This window comes from Nonomuraea guangzhouensis, assembly GCF_019396345.1.
Lineage (GTDB): Bacteria > Actinomycetota > Actinomycetes > Streptosporangiales > Streptosporangiaceae > Nonomuraea > Nonomuraea guangzhouensis.
Map to the genome: position 1 here is coordinate 162401 of NZ_JAHKRM010000029.1, position 22240 is coordinate 184640.

At 69.8% G+C, this 22240-nt stretch carries 24 protein-coding genes; 11 read left to right on the top strand and 13 right to left on the bottom strand.

What is annotated here, in order from left to right:
* A complete protein-coding gene (locus KME78_RS46380; RefSeq protein ID WP_219536339.1) occupies positions 1–699 on the bottom strand; it encodes a M50 family metallopeptidase in 699 nt (232 codons plus the stop codon).
* 34 nt (positions 700–733) lie between these two features.
* On the opposite strand from KME78_RS46380, the gene KME78_RS46385 reads away from it, so the two are divergent.
* Genes KME78_RS46385 through KME78_RS46395 form a run of 3 tightly spaced genes read left to right on the top strand, consistent with a single transcriptional unit; the run spans position 734 to position 3240 of the window.
* Complete coding sequence (locus KME78_RS46385; RefSeq protein ID WP_219536340.1) at positions 734–1618, top strand: amidohydrolase family protein; 885 nt, start codon at positions 734–736, stop codon at positions 1616–1618.
* On the top strand, positions 1618–2106 hold the full coding sequence (locus KME78_RS46390) for a nuclear transport factor 2 family protein (RefSeq protein WP_219536341.1): 489 nt from the start codon (positions 1618–1620) through the stop codon (positions 2104–2106). Before KME78_RS46385 ends, KME78_RS46390 begins: the two co-directional genes overlap by 1 nt.
* A gap of 9 nt (positions 2107–2115) precedes the next feature.
* Entirely contained in the window at positions 2116–3240 is a 1125-nt protein-coding gene (locus KME78_RS46395; RefSeq protein WP_246653397.1) for a magnesium and cobalt transport protein CorA, read from the top strand.
* 9 nt (positions 3241–3249) lie between these two features.
* Here the strand turns inward: KME78_RS46395 and KME78_RS46400 are convergent, their stop codons facing one another.
* Positions 3250–3642 carry a hypothetical protein gene (locus KME78_RS46400; RefSeq protein ID WP_219536342.1) on the bottom strand — a complete coding sequence of 131 codons (393 nt, stop codon included), beginning with the start codon at positions 3640–3642 and terminating at the stop codon, positions 3250–3252.
* Between KME78_RS46400 and KME78_RS67590 the strand changes: the two genes are divergently transcribed.
* The gene (locus tag KME78_RS67590) at positions 3618–4736 is read left to right on the top strand and encodes a TetR/AcrR family transcriptional regulator (protein WP_308127390.1); all 1119 of its coding nucleotides are present in this window, start codon (positions 3618–3620) and stop codon (positions 4734–4736) included. The two genes, KME78_RS46400 and KME78_RS67590, sit on opposite strands and share 25 nt — an antisense overlap.
* A 190-nt stretch (positions 4737–4926) precedes the next feature.
* Here KME78_RS67590 and KME78_RS46410 read toward each other — a convergent pair whose 3' ends face one another.
* Positions 4927–5352, bottom strand: coding sequence for a hypothetical protein (locus tag KME78_RS46410; protein WP_219536343.1), 426 nt, complete (start codon positions 5350–5352; stop codon positions 4927–4929).
* Between the two features lie 122 nt (positions 5353–5474).
* Here KME78_RS46410 and KME78_RS46415 point away from each other — a divergent pair, with 122 nt between their 5' ends.
* Positions 5475–6476 (top strand): hypothetical protein, encoded by a 1002-nt coding sequence (locus KME78_RS46415; protein ID WP_219536344.1) that lies wholly within the window; start codon positions 5475–5477, stop codon positions 6474–6476.
* 143 nt (positions 6477–6619) lie between these two features.
* Here the strand turns inward: KME78_RS46415 and KME78_RS46420 are convergent, their stop codons facing one another.
* The gene (locus KME78_RS46420) at positions 6620–7144 is read right to left on the bottom strand and encodes a MerR family transcriptional regulator (protein ID WP_308127391.1); all 525 of its coding nucleotides are present in this window, start codon (positions 7142–7144) and stop codon (positions 6620–6622) included.
* Between the two features lie 90 nt (positions 7145–7234).
* Here KME78_RS46420 and KME78_RS46425 point away from each other — a divergent pair, with 90 nt between their 5' ends.
* Positions 7235–8059: an oxidoreductase gene (locus KME78_RS46425; protein ID WP_219536346.1), complete on the top strand. Its 825-nt coding sequence runs from the start codon at positions 7235–7237 to the stop codon at positions 8057–8059.
* Between the two features lie 5 nt (positions 8060–8064).
* Here KME78_RS46425 and KME78_RS46430 read toward each other — a convergent pair whose 3' ends face one another.
* Entirely contained in the window at positions 8065–9063 is a 999-nt protein-coding gene (locus tag KME78_RS46430) for an endonuclease/exonuclease/phosphatase family protein (RefSeq protein WP_219536347.1), read from the bottom strand.
* A 43-nt stretch (positions 9064–9106) separates the two neighbouring features.
* Positions 9107–9850 (bottom strand): IclR family transcriptional regulator, encoded by a 744-nt coding sequence (locus tag KME78_RS67595; RefSeq protein ID WP_219536348.1) that lies wholly within the window; start codon positions 9848–9850, stop codon positions 9107–9109.
* A 48-nt stretch (positions 9851–9898) separates the two neighbouring features.
* Here KME78_RS67595 and KME78_RS46440 point away from each other — a divergent pair, with 48 nt between their 5' ends.
* The 3 genes from KME78_RS46440 to KME78_RS46450 are packed head-to-tail and all read left to right on the top strand — an operon-like array spanning position 9899 to position 12459.
* Entirely contained in the window at positions 9899–10939 is a 1041-nt protein-coding gene (locus tag KME78_RS46440; protein ID WP_246653398.1) for a cupin domain-containing protein, read from the top strand.
* Between the two features lie 28 nt (positions 10940–10967).
* A complete protein-coding gene (locus KME78_RS46445; RefSeq protein WP_219536350.1) occupies positions 10968–11789 on the top strand; it encodes a fumarylacetoacetate hydrolase family protein in 822 nt (273 codons plus the stop codon).
* Complete coding sequence (locus KME78_RS46450) at positions 11782–12459, top strand: maleylpyruvate isomerase family mycothiol-dependent enzyme (RefSeq protein ID WP_219536351.1); 678 nt, start codon at positions 11782–11784, stop codon at positions 12457–12459. The genes KME78_RS46445 and KME78_RS46450 overlap by 8 nt, the downstream gene beginning before the upstream one ends.
* Here the strand turns inward: KME78_RS46450 and KME78_RS46455 are convergent.
* Genes KME78_RS46455 through KME78_RS46465 form a run of 3 tightly spaced genes read right to left on the bottom strand, consistent with a single transcriptional unit; the run spans position 12456 to position 15785 of the window.
* Positions 12456–13604 (bottom strand): SGNH/GDSL hydrolase family protein, encoded by a 1149-nt coding sequence (locus KME78_RS46455; RefSeq protein WP_219536352.1) that lies wholly within the window; start codon positions 13602–13604, stop codon positions 12456–12458. The genes KME78_RS46450 and KME78_RS46455 overlap by 4 nt on opposite strands.
* Positions 13605–13608: 4 nt before the next feature.
* A complete protein-coding gene (locus tag KME78_RS46460; protein ID WP_219536353.1) occupies positions 13609–14388 on the bottom strand; it encodes an SDR family NAD(P)-dependent oxidoreductase in 780 nt (259 codons plus the stop codon).
* A complete protein-coding gene (locus KME78_RS46465) occupies positions 14385–15785 on the bottom strand; it encodes a DHA2 family efflux MFS transporter permease subunit (RefSeq protein WP_219536354.1) in 1401 nt (466 codons plus the stop codon). The genes KME78_RS46460 and KME78_RS46465 overlap by 4 nt, the downstream gene beginning before the upstream one ends.
* Positions 15786–15839: 54 nt before the next feature.
* Between KME78_RS46465 and KME78_RS46470 the strand changes: the two genes are divergently transcribed.
* Positions 15840–16454 (top strand): TetR/AcrR family transcriptional regulator, encoded by a 615-nt coding sequence (locus KME78_RS46470; RefSeq protein WP_219536355.1) that lies wholly within the window; start codon positions 15840–15842, stop codon positions 16452–16454.
* Here the strand turns inward: KME78_RS46470 and KME78_RS46475 are convergent, their stop codons facing one another.
* The 4 genes from KME78_RS46475 to KME78_RS46490 form a co-directional block, all read right to left on the bottom strand.
* Complete coding sequence (locus KME78_RS46475; protein ID WP_219536356.1) at positions 16455–18038, bottom strand: heparinase II/III domain-containing protein; 1584 nt, start codon at positions 18036–18038, stop codon at positions 16455–16457. It abuts the gene before it with no gap.
* Between the two features lie 191 nt (positions 18039–18229).
* On the bottom strand, positions 18230–19117 hold the full coding sequence (locus KME78_RS46480; RefSeq protein WP_219536357.1) for a CU044_5270 family protein: 888 nt from the start codon (positions 19115–19117) through the stop codon (positions 18230–18232).
* On the bottom strand, positions 19110–19757 hold the full coding sequence (locus tag KME78_RS46485) for an RNA polymerase sigma factor (protein WP_308127392.1): 648 nt from the start codon (positions 19755–19757) through the stop codon (positions 19110–19112). The genes KME78_RS46480 and KME78_RS46485 overlap by 8 nt, the downstream gene beginning before the upstream one ends.
* A gap of 52 nt (positions 19758–19809) precedes the next feature.
* Positions 19810–20832 (bottom strand): DUF5937 family protein, encoded by a 1023-nt coding sequence (locus tag KME78_RS46490; RefSeq protein ID WP_219536358.1) that lies wholly within the window; start codon positions 20830–20832, stop codon positions 19810–19812.
* A gap of 60 nt (positions 20833–20892) precedes the next feature.
* Between KME78_RS46490 and KME78_RS46495 the strand changes: the two genes are divergently transcribed.
* The gene (locus KME78_RS46495; protein WP_219536359.1) at positions 20893–22110 is read left to right on the top strand and encodes an MFS transporter; all 1218 of its coding nucleotides are present in this window, start codon (positions 20893–20895) and stop codon (positions 22108–22110) included.
* Positions 22111–22240: the final 130 nt, after the last annotated feature.

A 22240-nucleotide genomic window follows, 5' to 3' on the forward strand; every position in this document is an offset into this window, starting at 1 on the left:
CTAGAGCGGATTCATGAGATAGGCGCCGCCCACCACCGAGGCGCCCGCCACGAGCAGGAAGAAGAACACGTAGAAGCCGCCGGGCAGGAAGGTCAGCCTGGCGAGCTGGTCGGCGTCGGAGTCACGGGCCTGCCGCCTGCGCCGCTTGCGCTGTAACTCGATGATCGGGCGTACCCCACCGAACAGCAGGAACCAGACCGCCACCATGGCCACGACCTGCTGCACGTTGTCCGGGGCGTACATCGACAGGGCGAACACCGCGCCGCCCGTCGCGAGCAGGATCAACGCGCCGTACAGGTTGCGGATCAGCAGCAGCATGCAGACCAGGAACAGCAGCACGGTCCACATCAGCAGCGTGATGCGCCCCTGCTCGGTCAGCCACGCGGCGGCCAGCCCGAGCAGCGACGGCGCCAGATAGCCCGCGAGCGCGGTCAGCACCATGCCGGGGCCGTTGGGCCGGCCCCTGGTCAGCGTCACGCCGGAGGTGTCCGAATGCAGCCGGATGCCTTCGAGCTTGCGCCGGGTGGCCAGCGCCATCAGCGCGTGGCCGCCTTCGTGGGCGATCGTGATCAGGCCCCTGGACAGTTGCCAGGACATGCCGAAGCTGACGATCGCGAACGCGACGAGTGCCGAGACCACCACGACCCACGGGTCGGGGGCAGGCTGAACCTCGATCAGGTGAGCCCAGAGCTTGTCCATCGAGGTATGACCCTATCCAGCTAAAGTCTCGGTCGTGCTCACAGAACGAGATTCTGATGCCGAGGTTCCGGAATGGTGGCGAGAACTGGGCTTGCCGGGGCTGATCGACCTGCATGTGCACTTCCTGCCGGAGCGCATGGAACGCCGGGTTTGGCACCACTTCACCCACGGCGGGCCACTCATGGGGGACGGCTGGAAGATCGAGTACCTGTGGCCGGTGGAGGAGCGGGTCGCCCGGCTGCGCGAGCTGGGCGTGCGGGCCTTCCCCGCCCTCGCCTATGCCCACAAGCCGGACATAGCCGCCGAGCTCAACGACTGGACGCTCGACTTCGCCCGTCGTACGCCGGACTGCCTGCCGTCGGCGACCTTCTACCCGGAGCCGGGCGCGACCGGCTACGTCCGGCGGGCGCTGGAGCTCGGCGCGCGGATCTTCAAGGTGCACCTCCAGGTGGGCGGGTTCGACCCGAGGGTGCCCGAACTGGACGAGATCTGGGGCCTGCTCGCCGAGGCGGGCGTACCGGTGGTCGTCCACGCCAGCTCGGTGCCGGTCGGCAGCGGCTTCCTGGGGGCCGAGCCGATCGGCGCGGTGCTGCGCCGGCATCCCCGGCTGCGGGTGGTGATCGCGCACCTGGGCATGCCCGAGTACGACCCGTTCTTCGAGCTGGCCGCCCGCTACGAGCGGGTGGCGCTCGACACGACCATGGCTTTCACCGACTTCACCCAGGCCAGGATGCCTTTTCCGGACAGGTTGCGGCCCGCGCTGCTTGATCTTGGTCTCGCGGGGAAGGTGGTGCTTGGCACCGATTTCCCGACAATTCCATATTCGTACGCGCACCAGCTGCGTGCTCTTCACCGGCTCGACCTGGGAGAAGACTGGTTGAGGGCCGTATGCTGGCATAACGGCACAATCATGATCTGATGGGCAAGGTGAACGACCAGCACGTGGCGTTGATCCGCGCTTTCTACGAGGCACTCGGCCGCGCCGACTACGCGGCGATGGAAAGGTGCTACCACCCCGAGGTGAGCTTCGGCGACCCCGTCTTCCAGGAGGTGGAGGGCCGGCGCAGGGTGATGGCGATGTGGCGGGTGCAAGCGGGTCAGCGCGACGGCCTGAAGTCGGAGCTCAGCGGCGTGACGGCCGACGACTTCACCGGCACGGCGCACTGGTCCTCCCGCTACACCTTCGCCAGCACGGGCCGCGAGGTGGTCAGCGAGATCGACGCGCTGTTCAGGTTCGAGGACGGCGTGATCGTCAGACATCACGACGACTTCGACTTCAAGCGTTGGTCCCGGATGGCGCTGGGCAGGCCGCATGGGCTGCTGTTCGGCTGGACGCCGATGTGGCGCAAGTCCATCCGAGACCGGGCGACGCGGGCACTCGACGAGCTTGCGGCAGATTTCCAGTAAGGGGCGCACATGGCACGGCTGATGGGGTTCGGACGGGGTAACGGAGGCGGCGCCCGCGAGGCGCCTCCCGAGCACTCGATGGACCCGCGCGCCGGCGAACAGGCGCCCTACCAGCCGACCGTCATCGACAACGCCATCTACCAGGACGGCAAGCGGGTCGACAACCCCGGCTCGCTGGCCGACGCCTTCGAACGCCTCAAGGAGCTGCCCGACAGTCTCGCCTGGATCGGCCTCTACCGGCCGAAGGACTGGGAGCTGGCCAAGCTCGCCGAGGAGTTCCAGCTGCACCCGCTGGCCATCGAGGACGCCATCGTGGGCTCCCAGCGGCCCAAGGCCGACCGTTACGGCGACATGCTGTTCGTCGTACTGCGTGCCGCCCGTTACCTCGACGACGTCGAGGAGGTCGCGTTCGGCGAGCTGCACGTCTTCGTCGGGGCCAACTTCGTGATCACCGTACGGCATGCGGAGTCGCCCGACCTGCAGGCCGTACGCAAGCGCATGGAATCGGACCCCGAGCTGCTCCGCCAGGGCACGCAGGCGGTGCTGTACGCCGTCCTCGACGCCGTGGTCGACGGCTACGCCCCGGTGGTCGCCGGGCTGCAGAAGGACATCGAGGAGATCGAGGGCCAGGTGTTCGGCGGCGACCCGTCCGTGTCGCGGCGCGTCTACGAGCTGTCGGGGGAGGTCATCGAGTTCCAGCGGGCGACCGCGCCGCTGGTGCGGATGATCGACGGGTTCATCGCCGGGGCGGCCAAGTACGGCGTCAACGACGAGTTGCAGAGCTACCTGCGTGACGTGGCCGACCACGCCATCACGGTCAACGAGCGGGTGGTCTCCTTCCGGCAGATGCTCCAGGACATCCTGCTGGTCAACTCGACACTGGTGACGCAGGCGCAGAACGACGAGATCGCCCGGATGACCGAGGCCAGCATCCGGCAGGGCGAGGAGGTCAAGAAGATCTCCGCCTGGGCGGCCATCCTGTTCGCCCCGACGCTGGTCGGCACCATCTACGGGATGAACTTCGACTTCATGCCCGAGACGCACTGGGTGTTCGGCTACCCGTTCGCGATGCTGCTGATGGGTGTGGTCTGCCTGGTCCTCTACACGGTCTTCAAGCGCCGCGACTGGCTCTGACCGGGTAAGTCACGCGCCGGGCTCCCCGTTGGGCATGTCCTTTCGCGCGTGACTCAGCCGATCGAGGAGTTCGATGTCGGGCGTCCGCACGAGGCTCTGCGGTGGGCTGAGGAGGCGGTCGCTGCTGATCATCGCCAGCGTCCTTCGTGCCCTGTCGGCGATGATCTGCTCCTCCGCCCTCGCGGCCCGGCGCAGAGCTCGATGCGCGGCACGTAAGTCGCCCAGCTCCGACAGCACCAGCCCGAGCATGAGCCGGATCACCGCACGCATGGCAGGCGGGGCCAGGCGAGCCGCCCTGCGGTAGGCGATGACCGCGCCGAGCCGGTCGCCTTGGGCGCACAGGGTGTTGCCGAGGAGCGACAGCTCGCTCGCCGCGTGTGCCCGCTGCTCATGTCGCCGCATACGCCCACCGCACCGGCCCGGACGCTGACCGCATCATTCGCGACGCACCGGACACGGATCGCGACCAGCAGCGCAGGGCGGACCGGCTGATGTCCCGCCACGCGCGGGCGCTGGCCGCGGCCCGCCCCTTATGGCTGCCACCGCCGATCCTGATCGCGGTCTGCATCGGCATCGGCTTCTGGTGGATCGCCGCGCTGGGCACAGCCGTCTGTGCCCTGGCCTGCCTGATTCTCTACGGCATCGCGGGGCGAGCCCGCGACGACATCCGCCTGCTGGACGGCACCGTCGGCATACTGATCCCGGACGACCTGGTCCACCTGCACCTGGCGCGCCGCTACTGGGTGCGCGGCGACATGCCCCTATGGCGCGACAACGCGGAGCGACTGCCAGTGATCGCCAAGGAGGTCTCCAAGGTGGTGATCCCCGAGCTCCCGAACAAGGGCCGGAGAAGCACCTCACCTCGTGGCCTCTTCATTGTCAAACGAAACGTCCCGTCCCGATATGGTGGAGTCATGAACGCCCGCCGTCGCTCCGCCGTCCGAACCGAAGCGATCATGCAGACCGCGCTCGACCTGGCCCTCGAGGTCGGCTACGCCAAGCTCAGCATGGAAGCGGTCGCCAGCCGGGCCGGCGTCGGCAAGGACACCATCTACCGCCGATGGCCCTCCAAGGCCCTGTTGTTCCTCGACGCGGTTCTCAGCTCGCGAACCACAGGCCTGGAGCATCCCTACACCGACGACATCGTGGCCGATCTGCGTGAGGTCATGACCCGGGCCGTCGACCTGCTGGCTCGGCCGCCATGGGGACCGCTGTACCGGGACCTGATAGGGGAGGCGCAGCACAATCCCGAGGTCGCCGCCGCCCTCAACGAACGCTTCATCCAGCCACAGACGGCCGACACCCTGGCCCGCCTCAAGGTCGCCAAAGAGCAGGGGCAACTCGCCCCCGATTTCGACCTGGACCTGGCCTTCGAGGTCTTGTCAGGCCCGCTGTACTACAGGCTGCTGATCACGCATGAGCCGCTGACGCCCGACTACCTCGACCGTGTGCTCCAAGCGGTCTTCGTCGGTATGGGGCCTCGACCGCGTAGTTGAAGGTGGTGGCGCCTCTTGGCGGAGGAGATGGCGTCCGAACCGACCGGCATTCTCAAAGAGCACGGTCGGTTCGGGTTGCCGGGTTCATGGAAGGAGGTCGTCGACTGCCCGTTCGAACGGCGCTCGCGGATACAGTTCTGGTTCCGCTGCTCGCCGGATACACGCCGGCAAAGGCGACCTCTACGAGTGGTCAGCCCTTGATCGCCGCGGTCAGCTGGTCGATGAACTTCTGCTCGGCCCCGGAGACCCCCTTGGCGCCGTCGGACATCTTGGCGGCGATCTCGATCAGCCACTGCCCGTAGGCGTGCACGTCTTCTTCGGTTCCCTTGGCGCGAAGCAGGGCGATGGCCCCCGGAACCTTGTCGAGCGCGCTCGCGATGGCCTCCTCCGGCGTCGAGCCGGCCGCCTCACCCACCGGGGTGCGGGACGCGAGCGTGCTGATCAGCTTGCTGCTGTGCTGCTTGGCCTCCTCAAATGCCTTGCCGCCCGCGTAGAGCTCCTTGGCGAACCCGATGATGCCATCGCTTTCGGCCTGCAGCGCGGCCCACATTGCCTGCCTCGCTACATCCAGTAGCTGATTCAGCTCATCCTCGGAAAATGCCGACACGTCTGTCACGGCTCTCCTTTCTCTGTACGGAAGTCCGGGCTGATGATCATCGCACGGAAAACTTACAGCGGAGGTCAGATCGCCCAAATGCCACATCGGGCGATTGATGTCGGTGAGTATCCTCTGGTGCCGTGACCGATTCGACAGCGCCGCCATGGATTGACGACCTCTTCTCGTTTCCCACTCCGCCCGCGCTCCGCACGCTGATCGACATCGCCTGGCAGGCCGCGTACGACTTCTACGAAGAGAACGAAACCTACGATTACACCCTGCTGATGTCTCACTACGATTTCATGTTCGACCTGGCCACGATTCCCCGCCCGCCCGATGGCTGCGACGCCTACCCGGAGTTCGTAGATCGGCAGCTGTCAGTACCGCACTTCGCCACGCCGGAGTTCGTGCCCTTCGGCTCCCTTGGCGACGGCGGCGACGTCGGCTGGCTGGTGCCCGCTCCGGAGCTTGGGCGCCTGGACCATCCGGTTGTCCTGGCCAACGGTCATGAACACGGCGTGACCCTGATCGGCGCGGACACCCGTACCGGCCTGGAGTTCATGCTGTCGTGGGCCCTGCGGAAGTGGCGCGAGAACCCGGTCCCGGAGCCTCCGGCGTGGCGTGACCCAGACGTGTGGCTCGCCCAGAACCAGCGGCAGATCGACGCGCGCGCCAAGAACCAGAGACTTGTTGCTCGATTGGCCGCCGAACTCCGCATAGACCCAGCCCCGGACCGGACCTTTCCCGGTTCATGGTGGCAGGGCACGACCGTCCGGGAGGACACCGAGTACGACATCGTGTTTGACGTACCGGAGGGGTGGCGGCACGAGCCCGGCGCGGACGGCATCGGCGTGCTCGCCCCAGCCGACGCGTACGCCGATCGGAGGCCGGTGGTCGCGGACCCCCCACCGCTCGAACCAGAGCTGATCGCCGCCACATGCTGGCTCGATGCCGGATATCCGGCGACAGTGTTGCTCGCGCTCAAAGACGCTTTCGTCAACGTACCGAGCTGTTACTTCGCCGACCTCAAGCCGTTGTGGGCGCGCGCGTACCGAGACCTCGGCCGACCCGAATACGCGGACCGCCTCGACCTGATGGCGCCGAGTTACCAGGATTCGTGTTATTGCCCTACCCCGCACTGAAGAGAGAGATGGTACGGCGGGTTCTCTCATGTGGCGTGGAGAAGCCGAAAGCGATCGGGTTCTGGTTCCGCCGGATCTCGATCAACGACTTGGATCGGCGTCCAAGCACATTGCAGTCCATGGCGGCGTATTCATGCGGGCCCTCAAGCCTTCGTCAGCGGGGTTTCCTGCCTCCGCTCCCGCAGGGTCGGGGGGCAATCGGTGGTGGCGATCTCAGCTGTCGCGCGAGGCGCATCGCGGCATGGATCGGTGACAGTCGCTTCGGCGTCTGGATGGGATGGGTTCCAGAGCTCGTCGGCTTGGCCGCGGGCGACATACTCCGCGTAAACCCTGGCCTTGTACCTGATCAAGTCCAAGCATTCCTGCAGCTCACGCATGTGCGCCTCGACCTGCTTCTCATGGTCCTGCAGCAACGCCAGACGCTCGTGCTCGTTGCCGGGCCCCTGCTGGGTCAGCTCGACGTATCGCCGGATCGCCGCCAGCGACATCCCCGAGGAGCGCAGTTTGGTGCAGCTCGCCAGCCATTCGAGGTCTTCCTCGTGGTAGATCCGCCGCCCGTTGTGCGTGCGGCGTACGGGGTTGGCGAACAGCCCCTCCTTCTCGTAGAAGCGCAGCGTGTGGACGCTCAGCCCACTCTGCTTGGACACCTCACCGATGCTCAAATCCACGAGCGACTCCCGTCCCGCCATCGCTTGATCTAGAGCCGACTCTAGCTAATAGCGTCGAGCCGTAGCCGATCGAACGGATGAGGAAAGATCATGAGTGTTTGGTTCGTCACCGGAGCGTCGCGGGGGCTCGGGGCGGAAATCGTGCGCGAAGCACTGTCTCGGGGGCACGGTGTCATCGCCACGGCTCGGGATGCGGCGGCGGTGCTCACGGCATACCCGGACAAGCCTGCCGGACTGCTGGTCGTGACCGCGGATGTCACTTCGCAGGAGCAACTGCAAGCCGCGGTTGATGCGGGACTGGCGGAGTTCGGCCGGATCGACATTGTGGTGAACAACGCCGGATATGGGCTGGTGGGCGCGGTCGAGGAGGTGTCCGACAAGGCGGCACGCGACGTGTTCGACGTCAACGTCTTCGGCGTGCTGAACACGTTGCGCGTCACGCTGCCCACCCTGCGCGCCCAGCGATCCGGGTGCGTCCTGAACATCGGTTCGGTGGCCGGGTTCGCCACGGCCCCGGGCACGGGCCTGTACGGCGCGACGAAGTTCGCCCTCGAGGGCATTTCCGAAGCGCTGTACGGCGAATTGGCGCCACTCGGTGTGCGGGTCATCATTGTCGAACCGGGCGGCTTCCGCACGGACTTCCTCAATGGCACGAGCCTTCACGTCCAGCCCGCATCCATTTCGGATTATGACGCCGGTGCGGGCCCCATCCGCGCGGCCCTGGCCGCCAACGACGGCCGTCAACCAGGCGATCCGGCGAAGGCCGCCGCCGCGATCGTGGACGTCGCGGAGGCCGGCGAGCCTCCGCTGCGCCTGCAACTCGGCGCGGACGCGGTCGCGCGTGTGGAGGCCAAGCTCGAGCTCGTCCGCCGCGAGCTGGATCAATGGCGGCCCATCGCCCTCTCGACCAGCTGAACGCCCTACGGCTGGACCCGCAGGTCGGCGAAGACCGCCCGATGGTCCGATCCGGGAATGTCGTACACCTGTACATCGGCCGCCCCCGCACGGCTGTCCGTCAGCACATGGTCGAGGGTCACCAGCGGCAAAGGCAGCTTGCGCATCCCCCAGGTGGGCGTCAGGCCCTGCCCGGTGGACGCGGCCGCGTCGGTGTAGCCGGTGGCCAGCAACCGCCGGAACACGGCATGGTCCAGCGAGGCGTTGAAGTCACCCGCCAAGACCCGCGGCAGACCGGTTGCCGGAGCAGCGGGTGGCAGCGTGGCGACCCCGGTCTCCCACTCCGCCACCGTGGAGGGCACCGGCGCCACCGGATGCACGACCACGACCTGCACCGCCGACCCGCCCGGCAGCGCCACCTCCACCACGGGCATGTGGTGCCCGACCGGTTGGAACACACCGGTCTGCTCCCGCAAGGGGAGGCGGGCGTACACGCCGCTGCCGTCCGCCCCCCAGTTCTCCGGTTCGATCACCTGGTACGGCAGCAGCTTCGCCAGCCCGGCCGCTTCCAGCCTGTCACGTTCCAACCAGGTCAGCTCCTGCAGGCTGAGCACGTCCACGTTCAGCCGGCGCGCCAGGTCGACGATCGTCCCCGCGTCCCCGCGGCCACCGGCGAGGTTCGCGGTCAACACCCGAAACGACCGCCCCGTGGCGGAGACCGTACCGCTGACCGCCCGAGGTATCACGCACCAGGCAAGACTGACGCAAACCGCCAGCATGATCGCGATCGCGACCCTGTTCCGCGCGATGATCACCAGCCCCAGGACGACCAGCGCCGCGAGCGCGAAATAGGGCGTGAAGGAGACCAGCGGCACCAGCAGGGCTCCCGCCTCCAGGCCGCCCAGCCGCACAGTCGTTCCCAGCGCGAACACCACCGCGACCCCGACGGCCGCCCACGCTCTCCAGCGTCGTCGTGACCGAGCCGGCACCGTCACGCTGGAGACCTCGTCCATGAGCACAGTCACGAACTGTAGGCGGCCATTCTTAAAATCAGATGATGACGGGAGATCAGTCGGGCAGAGCCTGCTCGACCTCGGCGACCGCGCGTCTCAGCTCCGCCGCGAACACCCCCACCCGATCCCCGCCGAACCGGGCGGAGGGCACCGCGATCGACAGCGCGGCCACGGCCGACCCCCGGCCGTCGCGCACGGCGCAGCCGATGGCCGAGACGCCCTGCTCGGTGCCGTCGATGTTCAGGGCGTAGCCGCGTACCCGGATCTCGTCGAGCTCGCGCGTCAACGCGGCCCGCTCCGCGTCCGGCAGGCCGGGGTAGAGCTCCCACAGCCGCTCGCGGGGCAGCGCGGCCAGCAACACCTTGCCGCCGGACGCGCGGTCGGCGGGCAGGATCGTGCCCCGGCGGTCGCCCACGTGCAGGATCTGCGCGGACTCCGCGCTGTGCAGGAAGCGCACCTCCGTGCCGACCCGCACCATGAGGTTGACGGTCTCCCGAACCCGCGCGCACAGCGCCTCCATCGCCGGCCTGGCCATGGCCCGCAGCTCGCGCAGCGCGGAGCCGCTCGCGGCGCCCGGCGCGGAGGCGAGGAAGGGGCCCGGCAGGTACGTGTGATGCTCGTCCTGTACGGCGAAGTCCCGATAGACCAGCATCGCCAGCAGCCGGTGCGCGGTCGAGCGGGCGATGCCGAGCTCGCGCGCCACGTCGGCGACCTTGAGCCGTCCCTGGTCACGCAGCATGTGCAGGAGGAGGAGCACATTGTCGACAGACCCGAGCGCGTACGGAGGACGATTCTTCACAGAAGAATGCTAGTGCGCCATGCAGAATCTCGTCCTAATGTGGTCGCCATGACCCCAGAGGAGCGGCTGCACGCCGACTTCACGGCAGAACACCTCATCCCGCTCTGGACCCAGGTCGGCGATCTGATGCCGGCCCACCCCAAGCCGAAGGCCAGGCCCCACGTGTGGGCCTGGAAGACGCTGCACCCGCTGGCCGAGCGGGCCGGCGACCTCGTGCCCGTCGGCCGGGGCGGCGAGCGGCGCGCGATCGCGCTGGCCAACCCCGGGCTGAACGGCCTGCCGTACGCCACGCCGACCCTGTGGGCGGCCATCCAGTACCTGGGTCCGCGCGAGGTCGCCCCCGAGCACCGGCACACCCAGAACGCCTTCCGCTTCGTCGTCGAAGGCGAAGGCGTGTGGACCGTGGTCAACGGCGACCCGGTGGCGATGCGGCGCGGCGACTTCCTCCTCACGCCCGGCTGGCACTTCCACGGCCACCACAACACCACGGACGCGCCGATGGCGTGGATCGACGGGCTGGACATCCCGCTCGTCCACCACACCGACACCTCGTTCTTCGAGTTCGGCCCCGACCAGGTCACCGACACCACGACCCCGCACGTGTCCCGTTCGGAGCGGCTGTGGGCGCACCCGGGGCTGCGGCCGCTCTCGGCTCTGGGGGCCACGCCCAGCTCGCCGATCGCCGCCTACCGCTGGGAGCACACCGACCGCGCGCTCGACGAGCAGCTGGCGCTGGAGGACGAGGGCCATCCCGGGCCGGTCGGGCCGGGCCACGCCGCCGTCCGCTACACCAACCCGACCACTGGCGGTGACGTCATGCCGACGATCAGGGCCGAGTTCCACCGGCTGCGTCCCGGTGCCGTCACCGCCCCGCGCCGGGAGGTGGGGTCGTCGGTCTACCAGGTGTTCGACGGCGAGGGCACGGTCACGCTCGACGGCGTGGAGCGTACGCTGACCAGGGGTGATCTCGTCGTGGTGCCGTCCTGGTGCGCGTGGTCGTTCCGGGCCGGCAGCCGCTTCGACCTGTTCCGCTTCGCCGACACGCCTGTCTTCGAGGGCCTGCACCAATATCGAGAGGAGCTTCTGTGAAGCTCCCGTTCCACCGAGAGGAAAACGCGTGAAGCTCGCGACCCTGCGACTGCCCCGCGGCACCACCGCCGCCCGTGTCGACGGCGAGTACGCCGTGGAGATCGGGGCACCCGACGTCGGGGCGCTGCTCGCCCAGCCCGGCTGGCAGGAGCCGGCCGCCGCCGCGGACGGCCCGCGACACCCGCTCGCCGGCGCGGACCTCGCCCCCGTGGTGCCGCGCCCAGGAAAGATCATTTGTGTCGGGCTCAACTACCGCACCCACATCCTGGAGATGGGCCGCGAGCTGCCCGCCTATCCCACGCTGTTCGCCAAGTTCGCCGACGCCCTGATCGGCCCGTACGACGACATCGCGCTCCCCGCCGTCTCCGAGGCCATGGACTGGGAGGCCGAGCTCGCCGTCGTCATCGGCACGGAGGTACGGCACGCCTCGCCCGAACAGGCCCAGGCCGCCATCGCCGGCTACTCGGTGCTCAACGACGTGACGGCCCGCGACTACCAGAACCGCACGCTGCAGTGGCTCCAGGGCAAGACGTTCGAGTCCACCACCCCGTTCGGGCCCTACCTCGTCACGCCCGACGAACTCGACGGGGCGCTGATCATGCGGTGCGAGATCGACGGAGAGGTGGTGCAGGAGGCGGACACCGCCGACCTGGTGTTCCCACCGGCCGAGCTGATCGCGTACATATCGAAGATCATCACCCTGCGCCCCGGTGACGTGATCGCGACCGGCACCCCCGGCGGGGTGGGGCACGCCCGCAAGCCGCCGCGCTACCTCGCCGACGGCGACAAGGTGGTGACCCGGATCGCGGGCGTCGGCGAGCTGGTCAACGTGGCGCGCCGCGATGGCTGACCTCGCCTGGCTCGACTCCGGCACCGCGTACTTCGCCGCCCGCCTCGACGGAGCCGACCTCGACCGGCCCAGCCGACTCCCCGGGTGGACCGGTCGGCACCTGGTGGCCCACGTCGCCTGCAACGCGTCGGCGCTCGGGCGGCTCGCCCATTGGGCGCGGACCGGCGAAGAGACGCCGATGTACGCGAGCGCGGAGGCGCGGGCGGCCGAGATCGAGGAGCAGGCGCGGCTCTCGCCCGCCGAACTCCTCGTTCTGGCCGAAGAGGGCGCCGCCCGGCTGCGGGCGGCGCTGGAGGACCTGTCGGCTCCGCAGTGGGAGGCGCGGGTACGCACCGCGCAGGGCCGCATGGTGCCCGCCTCGGAGATCCCGTGGATGCGGGCCCGCGAGATGTGGATCCACGCGGTGGACCTGGGGACGGGCGGGCGGTTCGAGGACTTCCCGCCCGGGTTCGTGGACGCGCTGCTCACGGACGTGACGGAGCTGTGGGCACGGCGGGGGCAGGGCCCCGCCGTGGTGCTCGCACCGACCGACAGGCAGCGGGCCTGGGGTGAGCCGGACGTGTCGGACGCGGGCCGGGTGAGCGGGACGGCCGCCGAGCTGGCCGCCTGGGTCACCGGCCGTGGTCCGGCCCCTGACCCTGCGGCACCCGCGCTCGGCCGCTGGCTCTAGGAAGGGCCCTCGCTTTCACGTACGGCTCTGGCGACGATGTCGGCCATGGCCTCGGCTCCCGCGTCGTTGGGATGGATGTGATCGCCGCTGTCGTAGTCGGACCGCAGGACAGCCGGCGCGGCCGGGTCGCGCAGCGCGCGGTCCAGGTCCGCGACGACGTCGAAGTGGGCGCGGATCCACTTGTTGACGTGCTGCCGGGTCCGTTCCCCCTCGGGGGTGTCGAATCCGGGGCTGACACCGTCCGCTCCGGCGAACGGTGTCAAGGTCGCGACCACCGTTGTCAGCCCCGCACGCGCGGCTTGCCGGGTGATCGAGTCGAGCCCGTCGATGAGATCGTCCGCCGGCACGGCGGGCAGACCCAGCATGCCCGGCAGGCCGATGTCGTTGAGGCCCAGCTCCACGACGACGTGCGTCACCCCCGGCGCGGCGAGCACGTCGCGCTCGAACCGGGCGATGCCCCGTTCGCCGAAGACGTCACTGAGCAGCCTGTTGCCCGCGATGCCGAGGTTGACCACGGAAGTGTCGGCGAGTCTGCCGGCCAGCAGGTCGGGATAACGACGGTGGGTGCCGTGGGTGGTGCCCACGCCGTCGGTGATCGAGTCGCCGAAAGCCGCGACCACCCGGCGGCCCTCGGGCGCCTCGATGTCGATGCCGCCGAGGTGAAACCGGGATTCCACCTCTTCGGCACCCGTCAGGCGCGTACGGGAGACGGCGTCACCCGCTACCACGTAACCGGTCTGCAGGGCGAAGGGATGGTAGGTGGCCGGCCCGGCATCCGAGGCGTGGTACGTGCTGACCGCCAGGTCGCTCACGCCCGCTGTGACGAAGTCGACGGGATCGCTCACGGCCTCGGCCCCGGCCTCGATCGTCACCTGCGCCGTCCCCCCGAAGGTGACCGCGGTGTCGGTGCCCGCGGTGATCGAGGATCGGGTGTCGTGCGCGGCCACGCTGGTCCGGGCGATGGTGAGGGGCTGCTTGCCGTACTGGTTGCTGAGGCGGATCCGCAGACGATCACCGGCCCCGCGGACACGCACGACCTGACGCAGCGTCTGGTCGTTGAAGGCACGCGAGGGGTGGATGAGCGTCATCGACTCGTACGCGCTGACCGGGGCCGACCTGAAGGCCGCCGTCCAAATGGTGGTCATGTGTTCAGCCCTCCAGGGAGCGCAGCAGGTGGCGGGTGATGTCGCTGAGTCTCGCGGCGGCCTCGGACGAGAACGACGGGTCGTCCAGGCTGATCGGCTCGTTCTGCATGAAGGCGCTGAGCGGGGCGGCAGGCGGGTCGTCGACGCGGGCGATGAGGGGTTTGACGCCTTCGGCGACCGGCGCGGCGTACCTCTTGAACGACTCGACGTGGGCGGCGGTCGCGGCGTCGTACTCGCCGCGGAAGGCGGTGGACACGAGCCCGGGGTTGATCAGGACATAGCGGGTAAGGGCGCTCGGCCGCTCGGCGGCGAAGGCGGCGCCGAGCAGGTCGTTGGCCCGCCCGGCCTGCATCTGGGCCGCCACCCCGTCATAGCCGCGCGCCAGCATCAGGTCGTCCCAGTGGACGCGGCCCATGGGGACGCCCGGGCCGGACACGTTGATGATGACTCCGGGATCGGTCAGGCCGTGGCTGAGGAGGTAGCGGCTCAGGTACTCCAGCGCGAAGGTGGCCTCCAATCCCTCGGCGGTGACGAACCGGGTGGAGCGGAAGTACCTGGCGCACAGCACGAGTGCGTCAACGGCCGGGCAGGCGGCGTTGATCTCGTCGATGACCCGCCTGTTCTCGCTGACCAGGCTCAGGTCCGCGGCGATGAACCGGGCGCCGGGGAGGGCTTTGTCCTGGTCGCGGCCGACGATGACGACGGTGTCGCCGCGGCGGAGGTAGGTGCGGGCGAGCTCTTTGCCCATCCCGTCGGTGCCACCTGTGATCACCAAGGTCTTCAAAGGGAGGCCTTTCCGGTCAGAGCGGGTTCAGGAGCGGTCGAAGGACGGCCGGGCAGGAGCGGGATGACGGCCAGGACGATCGCGATCATGGCGAGGGTGAGCCAGAAGATGCCGTGGAAACCGGTGATCGGGTCACCGGCGGTCTGCAGGACGAGCGTGACCAGGGCGACGCCCAGTGCGGCGCCGAGCTGGTTGAGCATGTAGAGCACGGAGCTGCCCTGCGCCACCAGCGGGCCGGGCAGGCTGCGATAGAGCGACCCCATGGTCGGGGCGCTGAAGCAGCCCATGCCGAGCCCGATCCCCAACGCGGCCAGCACCGGCCAGACCTCGGCGGTGTCCGCGCCGATCCGGGTGAACGCCAGCGCGCTGAGCCCGGCCAGGATCGCGCCCGCCGCCGCCAGGCCGCGGGCGCCGAGCCGGTCCGACAGCCGTCCGGCCAGCGGCATGGCGATCGCCCCACCCAGGCCCGCGGGCGCCATCAGCAGTCCGGCGGCGAGCACGCCGTGCCCGTGCGCCTGCTGGTAATACAGCGGCAGGGCGAACAGCGTCGCGAAGTTGGCCAGGCCGCCGAGCCCCATGATCGTGACGCCGGCGACGAAGCCGCGACTGGCGAACAGCCTGAGTTCGATCAGGGCCGGCGTGCCGCGGGCCCGCAGCGCGTGCCCGGCATAGCCGGCGAGCAGCGCCGCGCCTGCGACCAGCGGCAGGACGACGCGCCCGCCCTGCTCGGCCGACTGCGACAACGCGAGCACCAGAGCCGCGAAACCGGGCGCGAGCAGGGCCAGGCCCAGGACGTCCAGCCGGGTCCGTGTCCGGTCCGCCGGCTCGTCGGCGGGCACTGTGTGCCGCGCGAGCAGGTAGGCGAGCACGCCGACGGGCACGCTGAGCAGGAACATCCAGCGCCAGCTCAGGGCGTCGAGCACCGCGCCGCCCGCGACCGGCCCGAGGACGGGCCCGAGCGACAGCACCACTCCCATCAACCCCATCACCCGTCCCGCCCGGTGTGGTCCCGCGGCGCGGGCCAGCAGGATCAGCACCAGCGGGTCGAGGATCCCGGCGCCGACCCCTTGGGCGGCGCGGAAGACGATCAGGCTGCCGACGTTCCAGGCCAGCCCGGCGGCCAGCGAGCCCGCCACGAACACCGCCAGGCCCGCCAGCCAGAGCCGCTTGCCGCCGAACCGGTCGACCGCCCAGGTGGTGAACGGGATGGTGGCGGTGACGGCCAGCAGGAAGCCGGTCGAGGCCCAGCCGACGGTGCTGAACGAGGTGTCGAACGCCCTGGCCAGCGTGCCGGTGGCCACGGCCGCCATCGTGCTGTTGAGAATGCCCAGCAGCCCGCCGAGCAGGATCACGGCGACCATCGCCAGTAACCGTCGATCCAAATCTTTTGAACTCATGGGTTCAACATACTATTCAGTTCATGTTGTTGAACCCGTTGGTATAGTCGATGCATGACCACATCGCACGGGCGGATCGACAAGCGGCAGGCGATCTTGCGGGGCGCGTTCGCGGTGTTCGCCCGGCAGGGCTACGCCCAGGCCTGCGTCCAGGAGATCGCCGACGAGGCGGGCGTGGCCAAGCCGACGGTCTACAACCACCTCAGCGACAAGGCCACCCTGTTCCAGCACGCCGTCCAGGAGGCGGCGCAGGTCGCCCTCCGGCAGCGACTGGCCGCGCTGGAGCCGCTCGCCGAGCCCGGTGACGACCTGCGCGCCACGATCGAGGGCGTCGGCCACGAACTGCTCCGCCTCCACTGCGACGAGCACTCCTGCGCGCTGCGACGACTCCTCTACTCGGAGATCACCCGTTTTCCTGACATCCTCGACGTCGTCCTCGAGTCCGGTCCGCACCGGCTCACCCAGGCGCTGGCCGATCGGCTGGCCCGCCTCACCCTCTCCGGCCGCCTGCGCGCCACCGACCCCGAGCGGGCGGCCGAGCAGCTCCTCGCCCTGCTCATCGGCCCCTTGGAGGCCCGCTCCCGGATGGGCACCCGCCTCATCGGCGACGATGAGCTGTGGGAGGTGACCCGTGCCGCCGTCGACACCTTCCTCCGGACGTATGCCTGATCACTGTGGCCGGCACAGCGCCGACCCGCCGAAAGTGACCGGTCCGCCGGGCGTGCGCACCGTGATCAGGCCGCCCTCCGCCGAGACCGCCGGGTCCTCGCTGCCCGGCACGATCACGGTGAGCAGCCGGGAAGCCTCCGGCGACGACACCGTCACGGTCTCCGCCGTCCGGAGGTAGCCCGGTGAGACCGTGCCTCGTTGTACCGTCTGACCGCCCATCGGCCGGCCGTCGGTCGTGAGCTGCAGGAGCGTCACGCGGCGGGCGTCGTCACCCAGCACCACGACGCCGTCACGCTGATCGACCAGCCGGAGCGACGGGTCGAAGTGCCACAGAGCGCGCACCGCGTACGCCTCCGGCACCGTGTCCAGCACCGCCATCAGGTCTGATCCATGGCTGACCAGGACCTCGCGCGTACGGCGCACGCCATAGGCGTCGTCGCTGAGCCGGAACGACTGCCGCGACGCGCCGACGTCAGCGGCGTCCAGGCGCGTGGCCCTACCCGCCCGGAAGTCGGCGCCCACCACGACGGGCACGTTGTGTGCGTCGGGCGACCTGGTCCACGCCACGTAGTCGGTCTTCTCGTACGAGTGGAAACCGGCCTCGACCAGCACCGGACGGCCTTGCGCGTGATAGGTGACGCCGAGGTGGTCCTCGTGCCCGTGCAGCCGCCGCCCCGGCCCGAACCTGATCGAGTAGAACGCCGACTCCGGGTCGCCCCACGCGGTCCTGCCGAAGACGTAGCCGCCGTCGAAGACCCGCACCGTCACCCCGTCGTGCGCGAACCTGGCCGCCCGCGTGTCAGCCGGGCTGTCCCCGAGCGGCGCCAGGAAGCCATCGGGCTGCGTGGCATGGGCGATGTACGCCTCGAGGGCGCTCCGGCGGGCCGCCAGCCGTTTCGGGATCCCGGCCCCGCTCTCCTCGATCGCCCGTAAGGCCACCCCCAGCCGCCGGTGCACGTACAGCCCGTACCTCGGCGCCTGCTCGTGCAGCACGCCCTGCTCGTCGATGGCGAGCTCGGCCGAGGCGAGCATCCGGCGGATCGCCAGGTCACGCCAGCCGTCCCGGCCCAGGCGGCAGCCCACCACCAGCAGCCCGATGTCCTGGTCCAGGCCGTGGTTGTGCCCCTGGCGGTAGAGCGCAGGGTCGGACAGGATCTCGCCGTGCTCGGTGAGGCTGTCCAGCAGACGGGGGCTGTCCACGTGGGCGCTGAGGCACACCAGCGCGGGGGCGCGCAGCGCGACGGCGTGCTCGGCCCAGGCCCAGGGGCTGATGTCGGCGTCGCTACGCGGGTTCTTGCGCAGCCAGTCGTCGGCCACGGATTCGGCCCGGTCGAGGCAGGCCCGGTCGCCCGAGCGCTCGTACTCGGCGACCAGGCGGCCCATCCAGCGCAGGGTGTGCAGGTTCAAGGCCCAGGAGCGGTTGCCGTGCGGGTTCAGCCGCCAGTCGATGTCCTGGCCGAGGTCCACCGGGGGCAGGCCGACGAAGGTCACCCGCCCGGCCATCACCTCCGGCACCTTGATCGTGGGGAACTGGTCGGCCAGGCAGATCGCCCGGCCGAGCGCCTTACGGGCACGCCAGAACATGCGGTGACTCCTGATTTCGGGCGCGCGAAACCCACGCGCGGCGCAGTCGGCGAGGCGCGAGGTTCACGGGCGATGGAAGGCGCGCGAGGTCCACGCGCGGCACAGCGTGCGGCGCGGGGGAGCGCGCGGGTGGATTCGCGGAGGCGGTGAGGTCAGGGCACGGACGCACCCTGACTTATGGGCTTATGGGGTTATGGCCGCGTGCTCCCGGTCTCGGAGACGGCCGGGCCCTTGTCGGTCCAACCGGCAACCAGGACCACCTCGGACCGCTGCCTACCCCCGCCGTACGCCCCCGCGTCGTCGGTGCAGGACAGCACCTGCGAGCTGGCCACGTCGATGATCAGCGTCCGCTCGACAGCCGGTTCGCCGTCCAGCTCGAACGCGAATGCGTCACCGGTCCGGCCCCGCTGGTCCGTGCTCCGGCCCAGGTAGTGGACGTTCGGCAGGTCGCCGAGCAGCCGGTAGGCCGCCGCCCGGACGCCCGGCGGCGACGGCTTGCTCCACAGCAGCCCGCTGACCGCGTCCGCCAGGACGCCGTCGCCGGACCCGGCGGGCAGCATCCCGACCACCCATTCCTTCAGCGCGGCCGGGTCGGTCGGCAGCCGCTGGATCTGCTCGAACGTCAGATCCTTCCCGGCCATGCTGAACGGCGCCTTCCTGCCCGAGAACACGACGACTTTCGCGGACCGGCCCGCCGGCCGCTCGCCTGTCCACGCCTTCCCGTCGCGGGTGGCCCAGAGGTCGGTGACCTTCGTGCCGTCGTGGAGCTTCTCGATGTGCCAGTACGTCCCCTTGCCGGCCGGGCCCGACGCCGCCGTGGTCGCGGCGGCCAGCAGGATCGACCGCCCGGAGACCACCGAGCCGGTCTGGCCCGCCGTACGAGGCGATACGAGCGCCACCACGGCCGCCACAGCGACCGCCGCCGCGAGACCGCCCACGGCCGCCCGCCAAGAGAACAACCACGACTTGCGCGAGGAGGGGCGCCGCTCGGCCTCCAGCCGCTCGCGGACCCTGGCCTTGAGCGCCGGATCGGCCGGCGGCTCGCCGTACAGTTCGCGGATCGACGACAGCTCATCCATGGTCGGCCTCCTCGAGGACGAGCATCGGGTTGGTGCCGCCCAGGGAGCCGCGCAGCTTCTTCCTGGCCCGGCTCAGCCGGGAGCCGACCGTGCCGTACGGGATGCCGAGCGCCGTGGCGATCTCCTCATGGCTCAGCCCGGCCAGCGCGACGAGCAGGATGACGTCGCGATCCCGCTGCTCCAGCCCCGCCAGCGCGGACGCCAGGCTCGGCTGCAGGCTCTGGGCGCTGACCCGCGCGGACACCCGGTCCTCGTGACCAGGCGCGTCGCCGTCGGGACCGTACCGTCCGAGCGCGCGCAGCGTCCGCGCCTCCAGGCGGCGATGCTTGCCGATGAGCTTGGTCGCGATGCCGAACAGCCAGGACCGCACGGTCGCGCGCGCCGGGTCGTAACGCGCGCGCTTCCTGAACGCGATGAGGAACGTGTCGGAGACGACGTCCTCGGCATGATCCACGCCGAGCCGCTGGGCGACATAGCCGTGAATGTCGCCGAAGTAGGCGTCGAACACCGCCCCGAACACCTCGACGTCGACAAGCGACCCCGAAATGACCTCGGCGTCGACAGGTGACCCCGGAATGACCTCGCCCCGGTCGACCGGCCCTTGGGCGGCGCGGCCGGAGATCCAGGGCAGCGCCGTCACCACGGCCGCCCTTTCACGATGCTTGCCCCGTCATGTGCCACCCTTCGAACGATCAGCGGATATCTCTTATCCCCCGATCCGCCCGATCGCTTTCACGGTCAGATGTCGCGTCTCCGGCAAGAAGCGTCTCGGCGACGGCTGTACGGGCATAGAGCACGTATCTTCCCGTACGGTGCGCACTGGCCAGTCCGGCCTTGCGGAGCGCGGTGAGGTGCTGGTTCGCGCCGGGTTCTGACAGGTCGAGGCGGGTGGCGAGCTCCCTGGTCGAGGCGGGCTGGTCGAGTTCGGCCAGCAGCCGGGCGCGGGTCCGGCCGAGCACGGCGGCCAGCGCTTGTGGCGGGTCGCTCTCGCGGTGCTCCCAGAGCGTCGCGACGCCGCGCGGCGGGTAGCGGATCGTGGGCTGCCAGGGCGGGGTCGTGACGGAGAAGACACGCGGCCAGGTGAACACCGACGGCACGAGCAACAGCCCCAGCCCGCGCAGCGGGCGCACTCCTTCGCAGACCGTCTTCGGTAGGCGGAGCGTCTCGCCCTCCCAGGTCGCGGCCGCGTCGAGGTCGCTGAGCATGCGCCGCAGCCCACCCTCGGCCAGTGACCTGGCCCGGTAGAGCACGTCGCCTTCGAGCAGGGTGCTGATCCGGGGCCAGAATGGCGCGATGGCCGCTTCCCAGTAGCCACGAATCTCCCCGGCCAGCCGCTCGAGGCCGCCCACCGGGTCGTCGTGCAGCGCTTGGAGCGCTCTGGTGCGCGGACCGTCCCAGACATCGAGATCCTCCTGGACCCGAGGCGCCATCGCCGCCATCGTGGCGAGCTCCACCTCCAGATCGGGTACGGAGGTCGAGGGCGGCGGGCAGACGAAGCAGACGATCGAGGTCGTCGGCACCGGCACCAGGTCGGACAGCAACCGCCAGTCGACATCGGCGAGCGGCCGTCGTACCCGCTCCACCCAGGGTTTGAGTACGGCATGCGCGGCCGGGTTCTTCACCACGCGGACGCTGGCGACGACCTCCCACAGAGGAGAAACGGCGAAACGGACATTAGCCGCATCCTGTGCGGTGAATGTCAGTTCAAGGCTCATTCAATTAATCCTCTGCTTAATCAATGGCCGCCAGATCCACTATCGCATCATCTAGGGGGCATGACAGCTGTTGCCGAGACCCCGCTCCTGCGTGAACCCTCCTTCAGATACCTCTACTTGGCGTCGGCGGTCAGCCAGTTCGGCACCCAGGTCGGCTACGTGGCGATGCCCCTGCTCGCGGTGACCGCCCTCGACGCCGGACCCGGCGAAGTGGGCCTGCTCAGCGCGCTCACCACGATCACCGTGCTCGTGCTGGGCCTGCCCGCCGGGGCCTGGGTGGACCGGGTCAGGCGCCGCCCGGTGATGATCGCGACGGACCTCGTTCGCGCTGTGCTCCTGGTGTCGGTGCCGGTCGCGTGGTGGCTGGGCGCGCTGACGATGGCCCAGTTGTACGGTGTCGCGATCGCGTCGGGAGTCGGCACGCTCTTCTTCGACGTCGCCTCCCAGAGCACGGTCCCGCACCTGGTCGGCCGCGACCGGCTCACCGCCGCCAACTCGGTGCTCGTGGGCACGAACGCGGCGATGGATGTGAGCGGCAGAAGCGCCGCCGGAGTGCTGGTGACCTTCGCGGGCGCGCCGGTGGCGATCCTGCTCGACGCGCTCACCTACCTGTGGTCGGCCCTGTGGCTGCGGCGGATCAGCACACCCGAACCGCCACCGGTCCCCGTTCCCGGTGAGCGGTTCGGACGCCAGATCGGCGAGGGGGTACGGTACCTGTTCGGCAACCGGATCCTCGTCGCCGTGGCGGCACAGGGCGGTCTGTCGAACCTCGGGTTCCCGCTCTGCTCGACGCTGCTGCCCGTGCTCCTCGTGAACGACCTCGGGCAGCCCGCCTGGGTGCTCGGGGCCTACCTCGCCGTCGGTGGGCTGGGCACGCTGGCCGGCTCCTCGACGGCACACCTGATCGGTCGCCGGCTCGGTCGCGGGCGTGGCGTGTACGTCATCGGCCTGGCCACCGCGCCGTTCGCCTTCCTGGTGCCGTGCGTCGGCTGGAACGTCTGGATCTCGGCGGCCGCGTGGAGCCTTCTGTGCTTCCGGACAGGGATGAACAACGTGCTGCTCGTCAGCTTCAGGCAGCAGGTCACGCCCGACCCGATGCTCGGCCGGGTGAACGCCACCATGCGCCTGATCCTGATGGGCGCGGTCGGCGTCGGCGGCCTGCTGGCGGGGCTTCTCGGCGAGGTCTGGGGCTCCGGGGCCGCCATGTGGGCGGGTGCGTCGATCATCGCTCTCAGCTGGATCCCGATCTGGCTCAGCCCACTCCGGCGCGAAATCTGAGTTCTAGTGGGCCGTCCCGGAACGTTGACCGGGTAATTGATCTCGGCTGGTGAACCCGTCAGGCTGGCTGCCTCTGAAAGCTGGGAGGTAGTCGTGGCTCGTCCACCGGATGTGTTCGTCCGGCCCTTGT